The 15,628-nt window shown below is 69.2% G+C and carries 18 protein-coding genes; 9 read left to right on the plus strand and 9 right to left on the minus strand.

Annotated elements, in window-relative coordinates:
• Window position 1: 1 nt before the first annotated feature.
• A complete protein-coding gene (locus ABFY07_RS28470; RefSeq protein ID WP_346177242.1) occupies window positions 2-604 on the minus strand; it encodes a hypothetical protein in 603 nt (200 codons plus the stop codon).
• Window positions 605-868: 264 nt separating this feature from the next.
• On the opposite strand from ABFY07_RS28470, the gene tap reads away from it, so the two are divergent.
• From tap to ABFY07_RS28490, 4 genes are all read left to right on the plus strand, one after another.
• Window positions 869-3,007: a telomere-associated protein Tap gene (gene tap, locus ABFY07_RS28475; protein WP_346177243.1), complete on the plus strand. Its 2,139-nt coding sequence runs from the start codon at window positions 869-871 to the stop codon at window positions 3,005-3,007.
• A gap of 3 nt (window positions 3,008-3,010) precedes the next feature.
• Complete coding sequence (locus ABFY07_RS28480; protein ID WP_346177244.1) at window positions 3,011-3,268, plus strand: hypothetical protein; 258 nt, start codon at window positions 3,011-3,013, stop codon at window positions 3,266-3,268.
• Between the two features lie 8 nt (window positions 3,269-3,276).
• Entirely contained in the window at window positions 3,277-3,831 is a 555-nt protein-coding gene (gene tpg, locus ABFY07_RS28485) for a telomere-protecting terminal protein Tpg (RefSeq protein ID WP_346177245.1), read from the plus strand.
• Window positions 3,832-4,032: 201 nt separating this feature from the next.
• A complete protein-coding gene (locus ABFY07_RS28490) occupies window positions 4,033-4,566 on the plus strand; it encodes an NUDIX hydrolase (protein WP_346177246.1) in 534 nt (177 codons plus the stop codon).
• Between the two features lie 279 nt (window positions 4,567-4,845).
• Here ABFY07_RS28490 and ABFY07_RS28495 read toward each other — a convergent pair whose 3' ends face one another.
• The gene (locus ABFY07_RS28495) at window positions 4,846-6,285 is read right to left on the minus strand and encodes a pyridoxal phosphate-dependent decarboxylase family protein (protein ID WP_346177247.1); all 1,440 of its coding nucleotides are present in this window, start codon (window positions 6,283-6,285) and stop codon (window positions 4,846-4,848) included.
• Window positions 6,286-6,455: 170 nt separating this feature from the next.
• Between ABFY07_RS28495 and ABFY07_RS28500 the strand changes: the two genes are divergently transcribed.
• A complete protein-coding gene (locus ABFY07_RS28500) occupies window positions 6,456-6,944 on the plus strand; it encodes an Lrp/AsnC family transcriptional regulator (protein WP_346177248.1) in 489 nt (162 codons plus the stop codon).
• A gap of 195 nt (window positions 6,945-7,139) precedes the next feature.
• On the plus strand, window positions 7,140-7,517 hold the full coding sequence (locus ABFY07_RS28505) for a hypothetical protein (protein WP_346177249.1): 378 nt from the start codon (window positions 7,140-7,142) through the stop codon (window positions 7,515-7,517).
• Window positions 7,518-7,687: 170 nt separating this feature from the next.
• Here the strand turns inward: ABFY07_RS28505 and ABFY07_RS28510 are convergent, their stop codons facing one another.
• The 4 genes from ABFY07_RS28510 to ABFY07_RS28525 form a co-directional block, all read right to left on the minus strand.
• Window positions 7,688-8,185, minus strand: coding sequence for a hypothetical protein (locus ABFY07_RS28510; protein WP_346177250.1), 498 nt, complete (start codon window positions 8,183-8,185; stop codon window positions 7,688-7,690).
• Between the two features lie 88 nt (window positions 8,186-8,273).
• On the minus strand, window positions 8,274-8,798 hold the full coding sequence (locus ABFY07_RS28515) for a hypothetical protein (protein WP_346177251.1): 525 nt from the start codon (window positions 8,796-8,798) through the stop codon (window positions 8,274-8,276).
• 109 nt (window positions 8,799-8,907) lie between these two features.
• Window positions 8,908-9,255 carry a hypothetical protein gene (locus ABFY07_RS28520; RefSeq protein ID WP_346177252.1) on the minus strand — a complete coding sequence of 116 codons (348 nt, stop codon included), beginning with the start codon at window positions 9,253-9,255 and terminating at the stop codon, window positions 8,908-8,910.
• A 123-nt stretch (window positions 9,256-9,378) separates the two neighbouring features.
• Window positions 9,379-10,341, minus strand: a complete 963-nt coding sequence (locus ABFY07_RS28525) for a PIN domain-containing protein (protein WP_346177253.1) — start codon at window positions 10,339-10,341, stop codon at window positions 9,379-9,381.
• A gap of 205 nt (window positions 10,342-10,546) precedes the next feature.
• On the opposite strand from ABFY07_RS28525, the gene ABFY07_RS28530 reads away from it, so the two are divergent.
• The 3 genes from ABFY07_RS28530 (at window position 10,547) to ABFY07_RS28540 (ending at window position 11,840) form a co-directional block, all read left to right on the plus strand.
• Window positions 10,547-10,816, plus strand: a complete 270-nt coding sequence (locus tag ABFY07_RS28530) for a hypothetical protein (protein WP_346177254.1) — start codon at window positions 10,547-10,549, stop codon at window positions 10,814-10,816.
• Between the two features lie 219 nt (window positions 10,817-11,035).
• On the plus strand, window positions 11,036-11,650 hold the full coding sequence (locus tag ABFY07_RS28535; protein WP_346177255.1) for a hypothetical protein: 615 nt from the start codon (window positions 11,036-11,038) through the stop codon (window positions 11,648-11,650).
• 4 nt (window positions 11,651-11,654) lie between these two features.
• A complete protein-coding gene (locus ABFY07_RS28540; protein ID WP_346177263.1) occupies window positions 11,655-11,840 on the plus strand; it encodes a hypothetical protein in 186 nt (61 codons plus the stop codon).
• Window positions 11,841-12,010: 170 nt separating this feature from the next.
• Here ABFY07_RS28540 and ABFY07_RS28550 read toward each other — a convergent pair whose 3' ends face one another.
• The 3 genes from ABFY07_RS28550 to ABFY07_RS28560 form a co-directional block, all read right to left on the minus strand.
• Window positions 12,011-12,529 carry a DUF402 domain-containing protein gene (locus ABFY07_RS28550; RefSeq protein WP_346177256.1) on the minus strand — a complete coding sequence of 173 codons (519 nt, stop codon included), beginning with the start codon at window positions 12,527-12,529 and terminating at the stop codon, window positions 12,011-12,013.
• 673 nt (window positions 12,530-13,202) lie between these two features.
• The gene (locus ABFY07_RS28555) at window positions 13,203-13,619 is read right to left on the minus strand and encodes a hypothetical protein (RefSeq protein WP_346177257.1); all 417 of its coding nucleotides are present in this window, start codon (window positions 13,617-13,619) and stop codon (window positions 13,203-13,205) included.
• Entirely contained in the window at window positions 13,613-14,275 is a 663-nt protein-coding gene (locus tag ABFY07_RS28560; RefSeq protein ID WP_346177258.1) for a replication/maintenance protein RepL, read from the minus strand. Before ABFY07_RS28560 ends, ABFY07_RS28555 begins: the two co-directional genes overlap by 7 nt.
• Window positions 14,276-15,628: the final 1,353 nt, after the last annotated feature.

Genomic DNA, 15,628 nt, shown 5'->3' on the forward strand with positions numbered 1-15,628 from the left:
GTCAGGCACCGGTTTTCGGCTGCCCGGTTCCCTCACCAGGCGCGGCCTCGCGTACGGCGGCCTGGGCGTCGGTGGACCACAGCGCGCGTCCAAGGAAGTACAGGGCAACCATCCCGGCGTATATGAACGCGCCCCAGCCCACGGTCAGCATGACGACGTTCGCGTCGCTGCGGGGGGAGCTGTAGGCCACGCCCTGCATGGTCGTGAACAGCCACGGAAAGCATGCGGACCGAACGAAGCCCGGGTCCGCATACCGGCCGCCTCCCCGCCGCCACGCCACCAGCGGGACCGACGCGAAGCCGATGCTGGCCAGGCAGTACATGAAGGCGAAGAAGTCGTTGGCGATGAACTGGTGGCCGTTGGTGATCCCGAGGTAGGCGACGCCGGGCAGGAAGAGCACGACCGGCACCCCGAAGCCCAGCACCTCGCCACGGTCTCGAACCTTCGCCACGCCGTCGAAGTCTCTCGCCTCCTGGTCGTTCACCTGCCGGGCCGTCGTGCCGGTGACCACCCGCGCTGTGTCGGGAGGGGCGTTCGGCGGCAGTCCGACAGCGCCCGACTGCCCCCGCGCCGGCCCGCCCTGCGTCTCGCCTCGTTCCGCCATGGCCGCCACGCTACCGAGCGCACCGAAGCCAGAGCCAGCCACGGGGCCGCTCTGCGGGAGATCAGCCAGCCGGTGCCGCTTGCGGCTCTCAGCCTCACAGCCTGTCTTCCCAGGTGGAAGCGGTGCGGCGCGGGCGTGAGAGGTATGAACCAGGGCTGCGCCTGCCGTCCACACTGACCAGAAACTCGCTTCGATAAGGTTAAGAAGCGGGTTAAAGAACAGGATAAGTACTGCTAGGGTGGAGGCACGAGAGGAGATCCACGCATGGCATCCGAGGAAGAGCTGTTCGCGTCGGTCGACGCGCTGCTGGAGGAGGAGCCGCAGCTGCCGCCCCCGGCGGAGCGTGCCCGGCTGCGTGAGGCCGCCGGCATCACCCAGGCCCGCCTTGCGGTCGCGCTGAAGACGTCGACGCAGAGCATCAAGAACTGGGAGAACGGCCGCTCCGAGCCCAAGTCGCCGCGTCTGGAGGCGTACCAGCGGCTGCTGAAGGGGTGGGCGGCGAAGTACCCAGCCAACGGCGCCCCCGCCGCGCCTGCCGCCCCCATGGCTCCGGCCGCCGCGCCGCAGCCGGTGACGCCGGAGACGTTGACGGGCCCGGCCGCGCCCGAGGCGAAGGCCGCCGCGCCGGTGGAGGCTCCCGCTGCCGCGGCCGCTCCCGAGCGCCCCGCCCGTCCGGCCGGACGCCCGGCCACGTCCTCGCGGCGCCCGGCGGCGAAGAAGGCGACGAAGCCTGCCGTCGACCCGCGCTTCCCGCACGGTCCGCTCGCCGTGCTGGACGGCGACGGCTCCGCGTACGGCGTCGACGGGATCGTTCTCGACTGTCCGGCCACCACGATCCCGGAGCTGGTGGAGTGGACGCTGCGCGAGTCCGGCCTCGGTGCGCCCAAACTCAACCGCTACGGCAAGGACTCCGACCCGCTGATCGTCCTCACGGCCGCGGCCGCCGTGAAGCTCGGGCTGCCCGAGCGCCTGGAGGGCCACGAGCAGCGCCGCTCCCTGCGCCTGCCGGAGGACCACCCGGTCGTCAAGCAGGTGGCGAAGGCCAAGTGGCAGCTCACGCAGCGCGGCTTCGGCCCGTGGGCGCGGATCTACCGCAAGGCGCAGGGACGCGACCGGCAGTGCGTGCAGCTGGCGATCCTGTCGTGGGACGCCCTCGATGAGCGGTCCTGGCCCGGCGTGAGCGAGATGGAGCCGGCCGACATCGCCCGCGTCCTTGGCGTGTACGCTCAGCGGGTCATCACCCCGCGCGGATCCACGGCCGTCTCGGGCCTGGAGCTGATGACGGCGCTGCGCCCGCCGACGAAGCCGGAGCGCGATGAGGAGACCGGCAACTGGATCTCCGGCCACAACCCTGGCTCGCTGGGGACGGAGCCGATGGACCCGGCGCCGCCGGAGGCCACCCCGGAGCACCCGGTCGTCGTTCAGTCCGGCTGGAGTGGCGGGTTCCTCAATGAGGAGGCGTACCAGTGGGTGCGGCCGGTGGACGCGCTGTCCGATGAGGAGTGCATGCTGCCCTTCGCGATCGGCCTGGACCTCAACACCGCCTTCCTCGCCGCCGCGGCCCGCCTGGTCGTCGGTCTGTCCGCACCGGACCACTTCCACGCCCCGAAGTTCAACCCGAAGATCCCCGGCTCGTGGCTGGTCGACCTGAGCCACATCGAGCTGGACCCGCGCCTGCCCTCGCCGTTCACGCCGGACGGCTCCCGTCCGACGGGCCCGTCCTGGTACCAGACGCACACCGTCGCCTACGCCCAGGAGCTCGGCTACAACGTGGAGCCGATCGAGGCGTACCTGCGCCGTGAGACCGGCGCGTACCTGGACCCGTGGCACGACCGGCTCAAGAACGCGTACGTCGACACCCTCGCCGACCTCGGCGTCACCAAGGACCTGGACGACCGCGCCTTCCTCGCCGCGATGGAGCAGCACAAGCAGGTCGACCCGGCCCTGGCCGCCGTCCTCGCGGCCATCAAGGCCACGGTGAAGGGCGGCGTCGGCAAGCTCCGCGAGCGCCCGCAGGGCAAGCACTACAAGGAGGGCGAGCGGTGGCCGGCCCTGGAGCGGCCGACCTGGCGCCCCGACATCCGGGCCGCCGTCATCAGCAAGGCCCGGGTCAACATGCACCGCAAGCTGCTCAACATGTCGCGGATGACCGGGCTGTTCCCCCTCGCCGTGCTCTCCGACTGCGTCGTTTACCCCAGCCCCGGCGACAGCCCGCTCGACTTCCTCCCCTACGCCGCGTCCGGCAAGCCGCAGCCCGGCGGGTTCCGCCTCGGTCCCACGCCTGGCCTGGCGAAGCTGGAGGGCGTCCAGTCGATGCTGTGGGCGGTCGACCTGATGGAGAAGGGCCTCAACCCCGCTCGCCACATCAAGGGCGGCGACGCCGTCTTGGACGAAGGCGAGTAGACCGTGGCCACTGACACCGGCCGGTCCGCCGCTTATGGCGGATCCGCCATAAGCGGCACGTCGTCGCTGGAGGCCGGCGCGGAGCTGGAGCGGACGCTGGACCGCCTCGAGGCGCGCATGGAGGCCCTGCAGCTCTCCATGCGCACCCTCCGCACCTCGCCGCGGTTCGAACTGTGGCGGCACGACCTGCGCGAGACACGCGAGACCTGGTTCCACCTGGTCGACCCCGACGGCCAGGACCCCACCTCTGAAGGGAGCTGAGCACCGCCGTGGAGATCCATGATGCGATCGAGCGGGCCGACCGGGAGGGCTTCACCCGGGAGCCGCCCAAGACCCTCAAGGGCCAGATCGGCTACCTGCTCAAGCAGCTGGGCAGCGCGAAGGCCGTCGCGCAGGAGATCGGGGTCACCGCCGACTCCGTCAACCGCTACCGGCGCGGCGCCCGCAAGCACGCCCGCGCCGACGTCGCCGCGAAGATCGACGACGCCGTACGGAAGCGGTGGCAGCCGCAGGTCCGCAAGCGCCGCCAGCGCCAAGCCGCCACCACCGGTGGGATCACCGTGGAGACCCGGGCCCGCTTCGGGTACACCGCGCCCATCGGCACGACCGACGACGGACGCTTCCGGCGCCTCACCGTGCACCTCCCCCCGGAGTACGCCCGCCGCCTGTTCGAGGCCCGCGATGCCGGAGCCAGCGACCAGCAGATGCGCGGAATCATCGCCGAAGGGTTTAAGGACGTGTATTTCCAGGACGGCGGGGCCCGAGCTATGGGACTCTCGGACGTCGCCATCAATGACATCGACTATTTGGATCTCGACTACTAAAGGCAGGGAAAGGCATGACCACGGAATTCCCGGTGTTGAGCCGAAGCACGATGGTTGTCACATAGGCAGGCTGGTTGTCACCGGTGGTGTTGTGGGCGGTTGAGCCTGAGCGTGACAGGTCGACAATTGTGGTCATCCGTGTCCGGGGCCTCCCAGTTCTGGCTTTCCTGGGTCGGCCTCTGCGGGCTCAGAGAAGCGTCGATGTCAGTGGGCTTTGCCAGGGTGTGCGCCGTGGATGAACTGGTGGAGCGTGTCGACGATCAAGATCGTGTGCTGGGGATGGTGGTCAGCCGCCGGCAGGCCATCCAGGAGGGGTGGCTGCACCGAGTCGCCGTGACGGTGTGTCGTGATGATCGTGGCCGGGTCCTCGTCCACCGGCGGTCGGAGCAGGTATCGCGCTTCCCCGGGCTCTATGAGGTCGAGGTCGGTGGCGCCGCAAATGTCGGCGAGTCCTATGAACAGGCCGCCGCGCGGGAGCTGGCCGAAGAGCTGGGCATTCGTGCGCTGCCGCGCCTGCTGTTCACGTTCATCAACCGCAGCGGCTTGAGCCCTCACTGGCTCGGCGTGCACGAAGCCGTGGTGCCGGACGCCGTGGTCCCCAATCCCGATGAGGTCGCCTGGCATGGCTGGCTGACCGAGCCGGAGCTACGATCGGCCCTGCTGGAGTGGCGCTTCACCCCCGACAGCCACGAAGCCTTCAGTCGGTATTTGGCGTTCCGGACCGCGCGGTCCTGACCCAATCACGTTCAGGTTCAGCGTCTGTCGATCTCCTTGGCCAGGCGCTCGGCGTGGTCTTCGAGCAGCCGCTTGAGGGCGCCGTTTCTGGTGACAGAAAGACTGCTGAACGAGCGCCTGTGACAAGTCGGATGCCTCGTTGGTGACAACCAGGCTGCTTCGGCCGTCCCCATTCACCAGGTCAGCCGGTCCCGCTGGTGACAACTTCTGAGCTTCGGCTCAGGTGTGACTGAGCACTTCAGTTGGCCGCTCTGAGCATCGCAGGCGGGCCGGAGATCGCTACGCGGTGGTGTGGCGCTTGGCCTCGGCAGTGATGATCTTCAGCGCCTCGGCGATGCGGTCGTGGTGGGTGCGGTGGGAGACCACGCAGACGCGCAGGGTGTAGCGGCCGTCGACAACCGTGCTGGAGAGCACGACGCGCCGGTGACCGTTGATCCGCTCCAGCAGATGGCGACTCGCCTCGTCGGCCCGCTCGGCGGCGGCCCGGCTGCCATCGGCGGGGCGGACGCGGAAGATCACGGTGGACAGGTCCGGGCGCTGCGGGACCTCCAGCTCCGCGACGCCGGACAGCGTGTCGTGGACGTGTTCGGCCAGATCGAGCTTCTCGTCCAGAGCCTCGCGGAAGGCGTCCACCCCGTGCAGGTGCAAGGGAAGCCAGGCCCGCAGACCGCGGATCTCGTGGGTCAGCTCGGGCCCGAGGTGACCGGAGTCCGGGACGCCCCCCGCCGTTCCCATGTCCTGGAGGTAGCTGCCGGTGCCGTCGTGCGCGGCGTGCAGGGCGGTGAGGTCGCGGACGACCAGGGCGCCGGTGCCGAACGGCATGAACAGCGTCTTGTGCGGATCGAGGGTGATCGAGTCGGCCTGTTCCATGCCGGTGAGGCGTTCCGCGCCGCGTGCGGTGAGCCGGAAGAAGCCGCCGTAGGCCGCGTCGATGTGGAACCACACGTCCTCGCGGCGGGCCAGGTCGGCCAGCTGGGGCAGCGGGTCGACGGTGCCGGTGTCGGTGGTGCCGGCGGTGGCCACCAGCAGGAACGGCCGCAGCCCGGCGTTCCGGTCCGCGCGGACCATGGCGGCGGCGGCGTGGGGGTCCATCCGCAGGTCCGGGGTGTGCGGCACGGTACGGATGCGGGCGGCGCGGATGCCAGCGAGGCGGGCGGCCTTGGCGACGGAGTGGTGGGCGAAGGCGGTGGTGTAGACGGTGCCGCCGGCGAGATCCTCGCCGAGCCTGTTGTGGCGGGCGGCGACGGTCGCGGAGAAGGTGGCCATCGAGCCGCCGCTGGTCAGCAGGCCGCCGCTGCCCTCCGGGAGGCCGCACACGTCGCGGGCCATCCAGCGGATCACGCTCTCCTCCAGCGCGGCGAAGGCCGGGGCGACCGAGGCCAGGCCGCCGTAGCGGTTGGTGGCGCGGTTGTAGAACTCGGCGAGCGCGGCCGAGTACAGACCGCTGCCCGGGATATAGGCCAGGTGGCCTGGCCCGGCGGTCTCCAGCGCGCAGTCGGCGGCTTGGTCCAGACGTGCGAGCAGGGCCTTCAGGTCGCCGCCCCGGTCGGGCGGCGGCGCCAGGAAGGACTCCACCAGGTCGGTCTCGGCCTGCGAGGACAGGGGGCTGGTCGCGGGGCGGGCCGCGAGCTTTTCGGTGCGGTCGACGACACGGTCCAGGACAAGACGGCCCATCTCGGTCATCGCGGCGCGGTCGGGTTCCAGAGGGAAGCGGTGCATGAGGCAGTCCGATGTGTGTGAGAGGGGTACGAACGGCAGCGGGACCGGCTTGGCGGCTGCAGCGCGTGACCAGAATGTGCCGCCGAGCCCGGCACGCGATGGCGTAGTGAGTGCCCATACACCCGCGCAGTGCAGGATTGTTCGGCGATACCGCCGATACGCTGCATTTCATGCCACGCCCCCTCTACGACCGTATCGATCGGGCGATCCTGGACCACCTCCAGCGCCACGGACGCACCCCCAACGTCGAGCTCGCCGAGGCCGTACGCCTGTCACCCTCGTCCTGCCTGCGGCGCACCAAGGCTCTGGAGGAGGACGGGGTCCTGGCCGGCTACCGGGCCGATCTGGACCGCGACCGCCTCGGCCTCGGACTGACTGTGTTCCTCTCCCTCAAAGTCGAGCACTCCCGCACCACCTCCCAGGTGGTCGAAGAGGCACTCAAGGCGATCGACCACGTGGTCGCCTGCCACGTGGTCTCCGGCGACGCCGACTTCTTCGTCGAACTCGCCGTGCCGGACCTGCGCACCTTCGAAAAGGTGCTCACCGACCAGATCCTGGCCATCGGTCCCGTTCGCGACGCCCGCAGCACCTTCTGCATCCGCACCGTCATCGACCGCGGCCCGCTACCCCTCACCTCCTGGCCCACCCCGCGTGCATGACCGGCCAAGCTGAAGCAGCAAGCTGAGCGCCGGAGCGGCAAGCTGAAGCGCTCACTGGCCAACTGAAGTGCTCAGTCACACCCGGCCGTCGACGCTGTCCGGGGGCCTGGCCAGCGTCAGGAGGTCCGCCTTCCTGATTGCGTACGAGCCTGCGTCACTGCACCGGAGACCGCTCCCACCGACGCTCATGCCGCCGTGTGGCTGGAGGAAGACGGCGGCGTGTGGGCCGACTATCCCACCGTGCCGCCGGACGACCACATGCTGCCGCTGGTGTGGGATGGCGATCGCCCTGTCTCCCGAGGTGCGTTGGGGGCACGCGGGTGTGTCCTGTCCCGGATCGCGGTCTGCCGCACCGAGCTGGTCTCCACCTTCGGAATGCCGCAGGTGAACGGGTCCGCGCAGTACGCCTGCGTGTGGCTGGACAACGAGGGAGATGTCTGGGCCGACTACCCGACGGCCGACCCCACCGAGGACCTGGTCCTCCCACTGGTGTGGGCGCGGGAGCAGACCGACTCCCGAAGCGAGCTAGCGGAGCGGGGCTACGTCTTCACCCGCATCGGATGGAGCCTTTGAGCCCGGCAGCCCCGCCACGCTGGACATCGTCTGGCCCGGATAGCCACCTGGTGACAACGCCCCGACCCCGGCATTGCAGCTGCCGGGGTCGCGGCGTTTCGCATCGTGCCACGGCCGTACTACCAGTAGCCACCCGGGGGGCAACGTGTAGTCAGCCGGGTGGCTCGTGGTCACCAGGTGCCGCGGGGCCGTTCGGCCCCGAGCTGGACTTCGCGCAGGCATTCGCGGCAGTCCGGCAACCCGCTCACGGGGCGGCCTTCCTCCGTCGACCAGGTGAAGCCACACAGCGATGTGGGCAGGCCCCTGCTGTCACCGGAGGTGGCGTGGGAGCCGTAGCCCGGAACGTTCCATGTGACCGGCGTTCCGCCGTCGTAGGGGGCTCCGTCCGGCCAGTCGTAGACGGCCTCAGTGGTGGTGCAGCGCAGCCGGAGGTCAGGGCCCTCCCAGCGGGACCCCTGCCAGGCCTTGGCGGCGGCGTCGACGGCGTCTGCCAGACGTTCGAAGGACAGGTCGTAGTCCCTCATGTGCTCCCAGCTGCCAGGCTCCTGCTCGCGGACCAGCGAACGGAACATCAGCAGCAGTCGCTCCAAGTCGTGATGCCCGACCCGGACCGTGTTGGTCTCCGGGTCGTAGCCGTACGAATCCTCGATGCCAGCCTTCTTGGGCATCGCACTTCTCCTAGAAGCTGTCGTGGGCGTCGGGCCTCACGGTCGGCAGGGCGAGTTTGAGCGTGGCCAGGCGCTCTGTCGGGGCCTGTCAACCGGCATCGTCGGCAGCCATCGAGTTGAAGGTCTCCCGCATCAGCCGGTCGGTGGCGCCGGGCTGTTCGACCAGGCTGTCGAAGAGGTCGGCGAGCAACCAGAGCACGAAGTTGTGTACCAGAGCCTCCTTCGGCGGGATCGTCCCGAACTGGTCGCGCCAGGCCACGGTGTCCATGCCCATGGCCGCGGCCATGAGGACGCCGGTGACCATCGGCACCTGGGCGGGGTCGGCCGACTCGAAGTCAGGCAGCTTGCGGATCACGGCCGGGATCAGATCACTGAGCGGATCGAGGCGGTCCTCCTCTGGGCCGCCCGGCTGGCCGATGATGTGCGCGGTCAGCACGCCCACCAGGAAGACCGCGCCCCGGGACACTTCCTCCCGGCCGTAGGAGTCCATCGCAGCCTGGACACGCTGCTGCGCCTGCCGGCGCTCCTTCTCTGGCGTGCGCTTCTCCAAGATCCGGTACGAGTCCCATGCCGCGCGCACTGCCTCGTCCACGACTACACGCTCACTGGTCATGCGCTGACCGTAGTGAGTCGGCGGGCTGCGGTGGCGGTACTCACACAAACCGCCAGCACGGAATCGGTGCGACCCGCCGTGTTCCGGCCGGGAGCGGGCTGTCGCTGGGTCAGTGTGAGCAGTGCGTGCAGACGGTGCCAGCGAACGCATGGTGGCGCCACCGCTCTACCGCATCACCCCACCGCGCTTCAGCATCCGGCGCTTCCATGCGGAGGGCCTCTGCGATCGTCTCCCAGCTGGTCCCACGGACCCGCTCTGCGATCACAGCCTGCCTCAACACCGAATCGAGCGAGTCGAGCGAGCCGAGACGCTTCGCTCGACGTGCATAGTCGCCGGCCTGCGCCAGGTCCTCGCCCACCATCTGCGCGTACTGGCCGAGGGCGGTCGCGGCGGATTCGATCACGGACACCAGATGGATCCTGGCGATGTCGGATTCGGTGAAGCTGTCGGCCGGCAACTCACACGGATCCACTCAGATAGTAACTACCTCGCTACTCATGGCGAGGATCGTAGGGGTGTGCTTGAGCACTCCGAGCCGCCTGTCACCCGTAAGGCTCACAGGCGATATCGGCTTGAGCCTCTAGGCCGATCCGTCTGCCTTGAGGGTTCCCGCGTCGGCGGCCTGCCTCTCGCGACGCTTGGCGCGGGTGCCGTTTCCAGTCCTGTCCTGAGCCTCCCAGTCGGGTTCCGGCCCGGGATCCTTCGCTGGAACCTTCGTCACCTGCAGACCAGCCGCCCTTCCTCGGGTGTGCTGACTGGTATCGCAGGTCAACAGCCGCACGGGGCGCCCCGCGAGGGACTGGATCGCGACCGCCCGATCAATGATCTCGTCATCGGCGAGGGGCAGCCGCACATGCCCAGGCGGGTCCAGGACGATTTCCAGGCTGATCTCGCCGCGGACTTCGTCCTGTGTGAGCCGGGACCGGCGCAGGATCCCGGACAGGGATCCCTTCAGCGTGCCGTCCAGAAGTCCCAGTGTGTGGCCTGCTCGCCATCGCGCCCGGTGCTTACCCGCCTCCTTCAGGCCGTCCAACTCGTCGACGACGGCGATCGGGAACAGCAACCGGATGTGCTCGCCGGACGGCAGACCCACCACCTGGTGCAGGTCGACGTCTCCCAGCCTGTCGGGGTTCTGAATGTAGAAGCTTGAGTCGGCAACCACGAACCACTCCCGTCCGTCCCAGCGGGTCATCAGCGACTGCAGCAGGTCTATCGCCGCCTCGAGGGTCTCGATGCGCTCAGCCAGTTCCTGGTCCACCAGCAGGTTCACAAGACGCTGCTGATCCGAGCCCGCGAGGTGCCCGACGCCGTCCAGGAGCGTGTCGTGGCGCTTCGACAGGACCAGGGCGGTGAGGTCTTCGGGGCTGACCTGGTTCCGCAGCTGCTGGGCTGAGCGCAGTGCCCACTCCAGATAGCTGAGCAGCCGGTGGTAGGCACTGGAGTGGCCCACCCCGCCGCGTTCGTTGACCGCTGCGGTGCGCACGGTCCGCAACGTATCGAGGAGGTTCTGCCGGTTGGTTCCTGGGCGAGGCGTGATGAGCATGCGTGGATCCTGCCAGGGGTGGCCCACACAGGACCGCTGGATTCCAGCAGCGGCCGGCGCCCGCTCCGCCCGCCTCAACAAGCGGGCGTGTCACGCGGCCCGCCGAAGCTGTGAGGCTGTGAGGTGGAGCTCGCGGCCATACCGGTGCGGGTGGTTTCGCATCGAACGCCGACGCGTGTCACAGACGTGGCCTAGCCTGCGCGCCATGAATGACGAGCTGACCAACGATGACCATCTCCGGGCCCTGGCCGCGCTGGAGGCCGTCGTCCAGAACAACGACGCCGCCCTGGAGGTCCTCGCGGGCGGCGCGCACGAGCGCCCGCTGGCAGCCCTGCTTGCCGCGTACGGGAAGCACACGCTCCACCGCGTCCTGCTCGCCGCGTTCGGCATCGAGGCCACCATGACCCGCGACGAGACCGGCCAGCGTGTCGCGGAGCTCAACGGCGATCCCATGGCGCGCATCGTTTCCTCCTGACCGACTCCCTGCACCACCAGGCCGCCCTCGCCGGCGACGACCTCGTCACCGCCAAACGAATCGGCGGATCCATCCTGCTCGCGATCCACGCCTTCACCGACGCGGACAACCAGGACGCCCGCACCCTGCTGCGGGCCCTGCGCAGCCAGGTCCTCCAAGCCGACTGAACCGCCCCCGTATGCCCTGGTCCCGCTGGTCCTCGCGCAGGACGATGGAACCATGGGCACCCGCGACCAGGACCACGGCCAGGACGACGTCGTCGAACCGGCGCGGCCGCCGCTCACCGCAGCCCGCGCCCGGGAGATGACGGACGGGCTGCGCGAGGCGATGGACGACGTCCGGCGCTCCGTGGCGGTACTCGCCGCCCGGGTCCGCGACGCGCACGCCGCCCGCCTCTGGCTGCCGCTCGGGTACGGCAGCTGGGAGGCGTACTGCGCCGCAGAGTTCGGCATCAGCCGCGCGCAGGCGTATCGGCTGCTCGGCGTCGCCCGCGCCCTGGCCGCGACCCACGGCGCGGTCACCGCTGGCACCGAGACGTCTCGCACGCGAGACAGCGCCCCGGACGGCGCGGCCGCGCTCGACTACGGCCTGTCCCAGCGCGCCCTGATCGCCGTCTCCGGCCGTAGCGGCGACGTCGCGGAGCTGATCACCCGCCGACTCGCCGCGCTCGCTCATAGCGGCCTCCAGGACCTCGATGAGCCGACAGTGCGCGCGGTGGTTCAATGTCCGAACCGCCCAGCCTCCGCCGCCCGCCGATCCGTCGACGGATCCCCTCGTCGCCGCAGGGCGCCAGCTCACCGACGACCTCTTCGCCAGCGCGCACGCGATCGGTGAGCTGATGCTCGAAGTCGCGCCGGCCTACCTGTCCGACACCGAGGCGGCGACCGGCGTCCTGGCGCTGCTGTGCGAGCAGATCGGAGAGCCCCTCGAGCACGGCATCGCCGCCCGCCGCTACGCGATCTCCGGGGACCGCCGCGCATCTGCGCGGCCATCGCTGATCGCATCACCTTCCGATGCACGCTGATCCAGACCGGCACCGACTCCTACCGCTTACAGGCCACCGAGAGCGAGCGCCACAGACAGTGACCCCCTGGCTGGGCCCGTTCGAGGCCAGTTCCTCCCAGTGGCAGACTGCGCGCATGACGCCGCTCTGCCAGCCTGAGCCCGCGGGAGCGGCCAGGAACCCCATTCTGGCTACCCGATGAGGCTGAGCCAGTAGCGGTACACCGAGACGAAGGGCTCGACGCCGTCACCATCGCGATGGCCCGCCTCCATCAACCACTCGCAGGTCTGTCGGGCCTTGCCGACGACGCTGTCGGGATAGCCGTAGCGGACTTGGTGTTCGGCGAACTCCTCCTCGTCCTCGGTACGGGCCTTGCCGCCACGAGGCCGCACGACGTCGAGGTCGAGATCCACCGTGCGCAGGACGGTCCCGGCCGCGTTCCACTCGGGCACCGTGCAAACGTCGCAGTACATCTCGGGACCCGGGTCCACGCAGAACGTGGCCGTCCACCACTCACCGCGCGGGACCAACATCACGTACGCGAACCGGCTTGTCCAGCCGCCCGTGACCGAACTGACGGGGACACCCTTCGCCGTGCCCAACCACACGCCGTGCTCGTCCTCACCGAGCCGGGTAGCGGTCCACTGCGCGCTCAGACTGCCGTCGTACTTCCGCACGTCGACCAGCACGGAGGTGCTCTCTGTGTCCACGCCAAGACGCTAACCCGACGGCGCCAACCAAGGAACCCACTCCGGCCCACATCGGCACTGTCACGCGTCACCCGAAAGGGGTGGCTCTCCTTCACCTTGCCGATCATGGACCTACGTCGAATGCAACCGCTCCACAGGCGGACCAACGTGGCTCCCAATCTCGCTGCCCGACTGGCTCTCCTTCACCTTGCCGAAAACACCGGGGTGCTGCTCGTGGTCCTGGTGGTGGTCGCCGGGTGGCAGCAGGACGGTGTCGCCGGTGCAGCGCAGCATTTGCATGGGCCGGGCGCCACAAGGGTGCTGCACAGATAGCAGGCCGGCCCCGGCCGGTGCAGCACGGCCAGCTGCTGCACGCTGCTCGGGCCCGCTGCAACCAGCCACGCCCGCTGCTCCAGGGCCGGGCAGCAGGGCCACGGGGCCGCCCCGCGGCTGAATAACATCGCAGATCTGCAATGTTCCGGGTGAGATCTATGCACGGCTGCTGCATACAGCGCCGTAGGGCGGAGCCTGCCGACCTACCGCGGGCGGAGCTGCCGCTTTCCCCTGGAGGGGAAGGATGTACGCACCGGGTGCTTGTCGCTCGGAGCAGACGAATGTGCCCCTGCTGCACATTCCTGTGCGGCAGGGGCACATTTCGCGGTCGGGTATCACCCGGGGGTGATGGCGGGCAGCATCAGCCGGCGGCGCGCACAGCCCGGAGCGGTTGGCTCTGGCGCTTGGGCGGCGCGGTCTCGTACAGCGGGGCGGTGATCTCGGGGAGTTCGCCGGACTCGATGCGCTCGGCGGCGTCCTCGATCGCTTCCTCCAGCTCTTCCTGGGAGGCGTAGGAGGCGATGTAGGGGTGGAGGTAGTAGGTCCGGTACTTGCGGTCCTTCGGCCTGAGCACGAGGTTCCGGCTCTCCAGCAGTCCCATCGCGGTGTTCGTTGAGTTCCGTGACAGGCCCACGCGGGCCCCCAGCTCGGCCTGGGAGGCGTTCACCTCGCCGCCGGGCTTCTGGCGCTCGATGAGGGCGCTCAGCAGCTCCATCGCGGCCTTGGTGAGGTCCAGCCGGTACAGCATTCCGAAACCGGCGCTCGCCTGGATCAGCATGCCCGCCCCTCCTCGTCGACCACTTCATCTTCCCTGTCTTCGACAGCGAGCTCCAGCTGGACGCTGCGCGGTGGCGGTGGGGCGTTCAGGGCCGGGAAGACGTCTTCCGGTAGCTTCCCGGTCTCCTTGTCGCGCAAGGCGTCCAGGATCTCGCGCTGTACGTCTCCGTTGCCCTCGAACCCGAGCATCGGGTTCACGAAGATCAGCCCACTGTTCACGCGCTGAATCATGTGCCAGCTCTCCAGGCGGCCGATCGCCCGGGTCACGTTCGACCGCTCCACGCCCAGCTTGTCGGCGATCTTCTTGTGCGTGGCGCGCAGCCAGCCCTCGCGCTGCCGGCCGATGCACCACAGCAGGACCGCGGACTGGATCGGCGACATGCCGTGCTGGGCGATGAGCACCGCCAGGACGTCGGCGAGGAAGTCGTTGGAGACCACGCTGTAGCCGGAGCGCCCGTACATGTCGTGCGGCGCGCGGTAGGTGTACCGGACGCTGACGTCCATCTGCTGCACCGGCCGCTTACGGGTGGGCGGCTTGATGTCCTTGCCCAGCCGGGAGGACAGGGTCTCGCGGAAGGCGCTGTCACCACCGGGGGGCACGGCGGTGATCCGGCCCTTGCCGCGGCCGGCGGTGGGGCGCTTGGGCTGGCGGGGCATCGACGGTGGTCCTGTCCTCGATCTTGGGGGTCGCGCCGGACACTAGCAGTTGTTCAAGCTCAGTTGGCAGATTTGTACACGCTGGCGTGGCGCTTTGGTGTCGACGCCGACACAACGGATTCGAGACGTGTTCCCTGGGCACCAGCCCTCACCAGCGACGTTCCTTGCTTGTACAAGCAGGGTTGACAAATACGGGTGTCGGTGTGGCACCACGAACACATTTCCGCAGGTCAATGTGTCAGCGCTGACACATCACCTTCCGTAAAAGACCAGGTCAAAGCGGGTTTTCCGTGATGACCCTCTTTTCCCTAAGACGCACGCGCGCGCGTGGGCGACACCAGCGCCCGAACTCGTGGGGCGACCCCGCCACCGACGGCACCAACCACCGGCAGCTGACGGTGCGCCGGCACCCCGACCGTCCCGGTCCGCGGCCGCCACCCGGTCCGTGCGCCCACTGCACCCGCGCAGGCCCCCACCAGCACCGCAGGCGCTCGCTCCCGCCCCCGGACCTCCAAGCGGAAGGTCCAGGACGCCACAGCGCCCGTAGGCGGCTTCCTGTGGCGCTCCGAGCAAGCCTCGTGGCTGAGGCGGCTTCGCGTGCGGCTCCGTGGCCTCGTGCGAACCGTAGGCGGCACCAGCGTTGCTGCGTCTCGGGTGGTGCCGACCGTGACGTTCAAAAGCATCGAGGCGTGGCTGATGCCCATGGTCGGTTCCGCCGCCCGGCCTAGCGGCCGTTCGGCTCCGGTACCTCCGCACGCCGAATTCTGGCGTACCCATATCTGAGCTTCCGTTCTGTGGCTGAGCAATTCAGGGCGGCGCAATTCTGAATGATTCGGGGTCGCTTTAGGATCGGCCAGGGGTAACGCAGCCAGGACCCAAACGCTACACAGCCAGTGTTCGTGATGCATCAGCCTCATCACTTGTTCGCTCTCTTGAGTGATGCATCGTCGGATTCCCTCCCATTGGAACGGTTGACGTGTATGCTGACGGGGTATCGGTGAATATGTCGGGGCCGTTTCGAGGATGGGGGAGGGGTTCGGGTGGAGCGCAGCGGAGCCCGTCACTGCGATGGGGCCGGGCACCCCGTCTGGCCGATGGTGCATCACTTCCGTTGTGGGGGTAGTGGCTGGGACTCCCAATCCCTACACAGGCGCGAGCGCGATGCACCTCCCCTTGCTGCCAGCCTCGGCAACCGCGCTTGCGCGGTTGCCTGCAATTCGCGCTGCGCGAATTGACCCGCTTTTAGAATTCCGCTTGCGGAATTCAATTCCCCCGCTTGCGGGGGAATTTGGCGGAGCGTCAGCGGAGCCGCAACTACCGCGCGGCTTGCCGCGCGGTATCCCGCTCCGCGGG

This window comes from Streptomyces sparsogenes subsp. cuspidosporus, from assembly GCF_039532705.1.
Classification (GTDB): Bacteria; Actinomycetota; Actinomycetes; order Streptomycetales; family Streptomycetaceae; genus Streptomyces; species Streptomyces sparsogenes.

What these genes read in the sequence shown, in the direction of transcription:
- ABFY07_RS28470 (WP_346177242.1), bottom strand. Translation starts at nt 604, where the DNA reads ATGGCGGAACGAGGCGAGACGCAGGGCGGGCCGGCGCGGGGGCAGTCG.
- tap (WP_346177243.1), top strand. Translation starts at nt 869, where the DNA reads ATGGCATCCGAGGAAGAGCTGTTCGCGTCGGTCGACGCGCTGCTGGAG.
- ABFY07_RS28490 (WP_346177246.1), top strand. Translation starts at nt 4,033, where the DNA reads ATGTCAGTGGGCTTTGCCAGGGTGTGCGCCGTGGATGAACTGGTGGAG.
- ABFY07_RS28495 (WP_346177247.1), bottom strand. Translation starts at nt 6,285, where the DNA reads ATGCACCGCTTCCCTCTGGAACCCGACCGCGCCGCGATGACCGAGATG.
- ABFY07_RS28500 (WP_346177248.1), top strand. Translation starts at nt 6,456, where the DNA reads ATGCCACGCCCCCTCTACGACCGTATCGATCGGGCGATCCTGGACCAC.
- ABFY07_RS28510 (WP_346177250.1), bottom strand. Translation starts at nt 8,185, where the DNA reads ATGCCCAAGAAGGCTGGCATCGAGGATTCGTACGGCTACGACCCGGAG.
- ABFY07_RS28515 (WP_346177251.1), bottom strand. Translation starts at nt 8,798, where the DNA reads ATGACCAGTGAGCGTGTAGTCGTGGACGAGGCAGTGCGCGCGGCATGG.
- ABFY07_RS28525 (WP_346177253.1), bottom strand. Translation starts at nt 10,341, where the DNA reads ATGCTCATCACGCCTCGCCCAGGAACCAACCGGCAGAACCTCCTCGAT.
- ABFY07_RS28530 (WP_346177254.1), top strand. Translation starts at nt 10,547, where the DNA reads ATGAATGACGAGCTGACCAACGATGACCATCTCCGGGCCCTGGCCGCG.
- ABFY07_RS28535 (WP_346177255.1), top strand. Translation starts at nt 11,036, where the DNA reads ATGGGCACCCGCGACCAGGACCACGGCCAGGACGACGTCGTCGAACCG.
- ABFY07_RS28540 (WP_346177263.1), top strand. Translation starts at nt 11,655, where the DNA reads ATGCTCGAAGTCGCGCCGGCCTACCTGTCCGACACCGAGGCGGCGACC.
- ABFY07_RS28555 (WP_346177257.1), bottom strand. Translation starts at nt 13,619, where the DNA reads ATGCTGATCCAGGCGAGCGCCGGTTTCGGAATGCTGTACCGGCTGGAC.
- ABFY07_RS28560 (WP_346177258.1), bottom strand. Translation starts at nt 14,275, where the DNA reads ATGCCCCGCCAGCCCAAGCGCCCCACCGCCGGCCGCGGCAAGGGCCGG.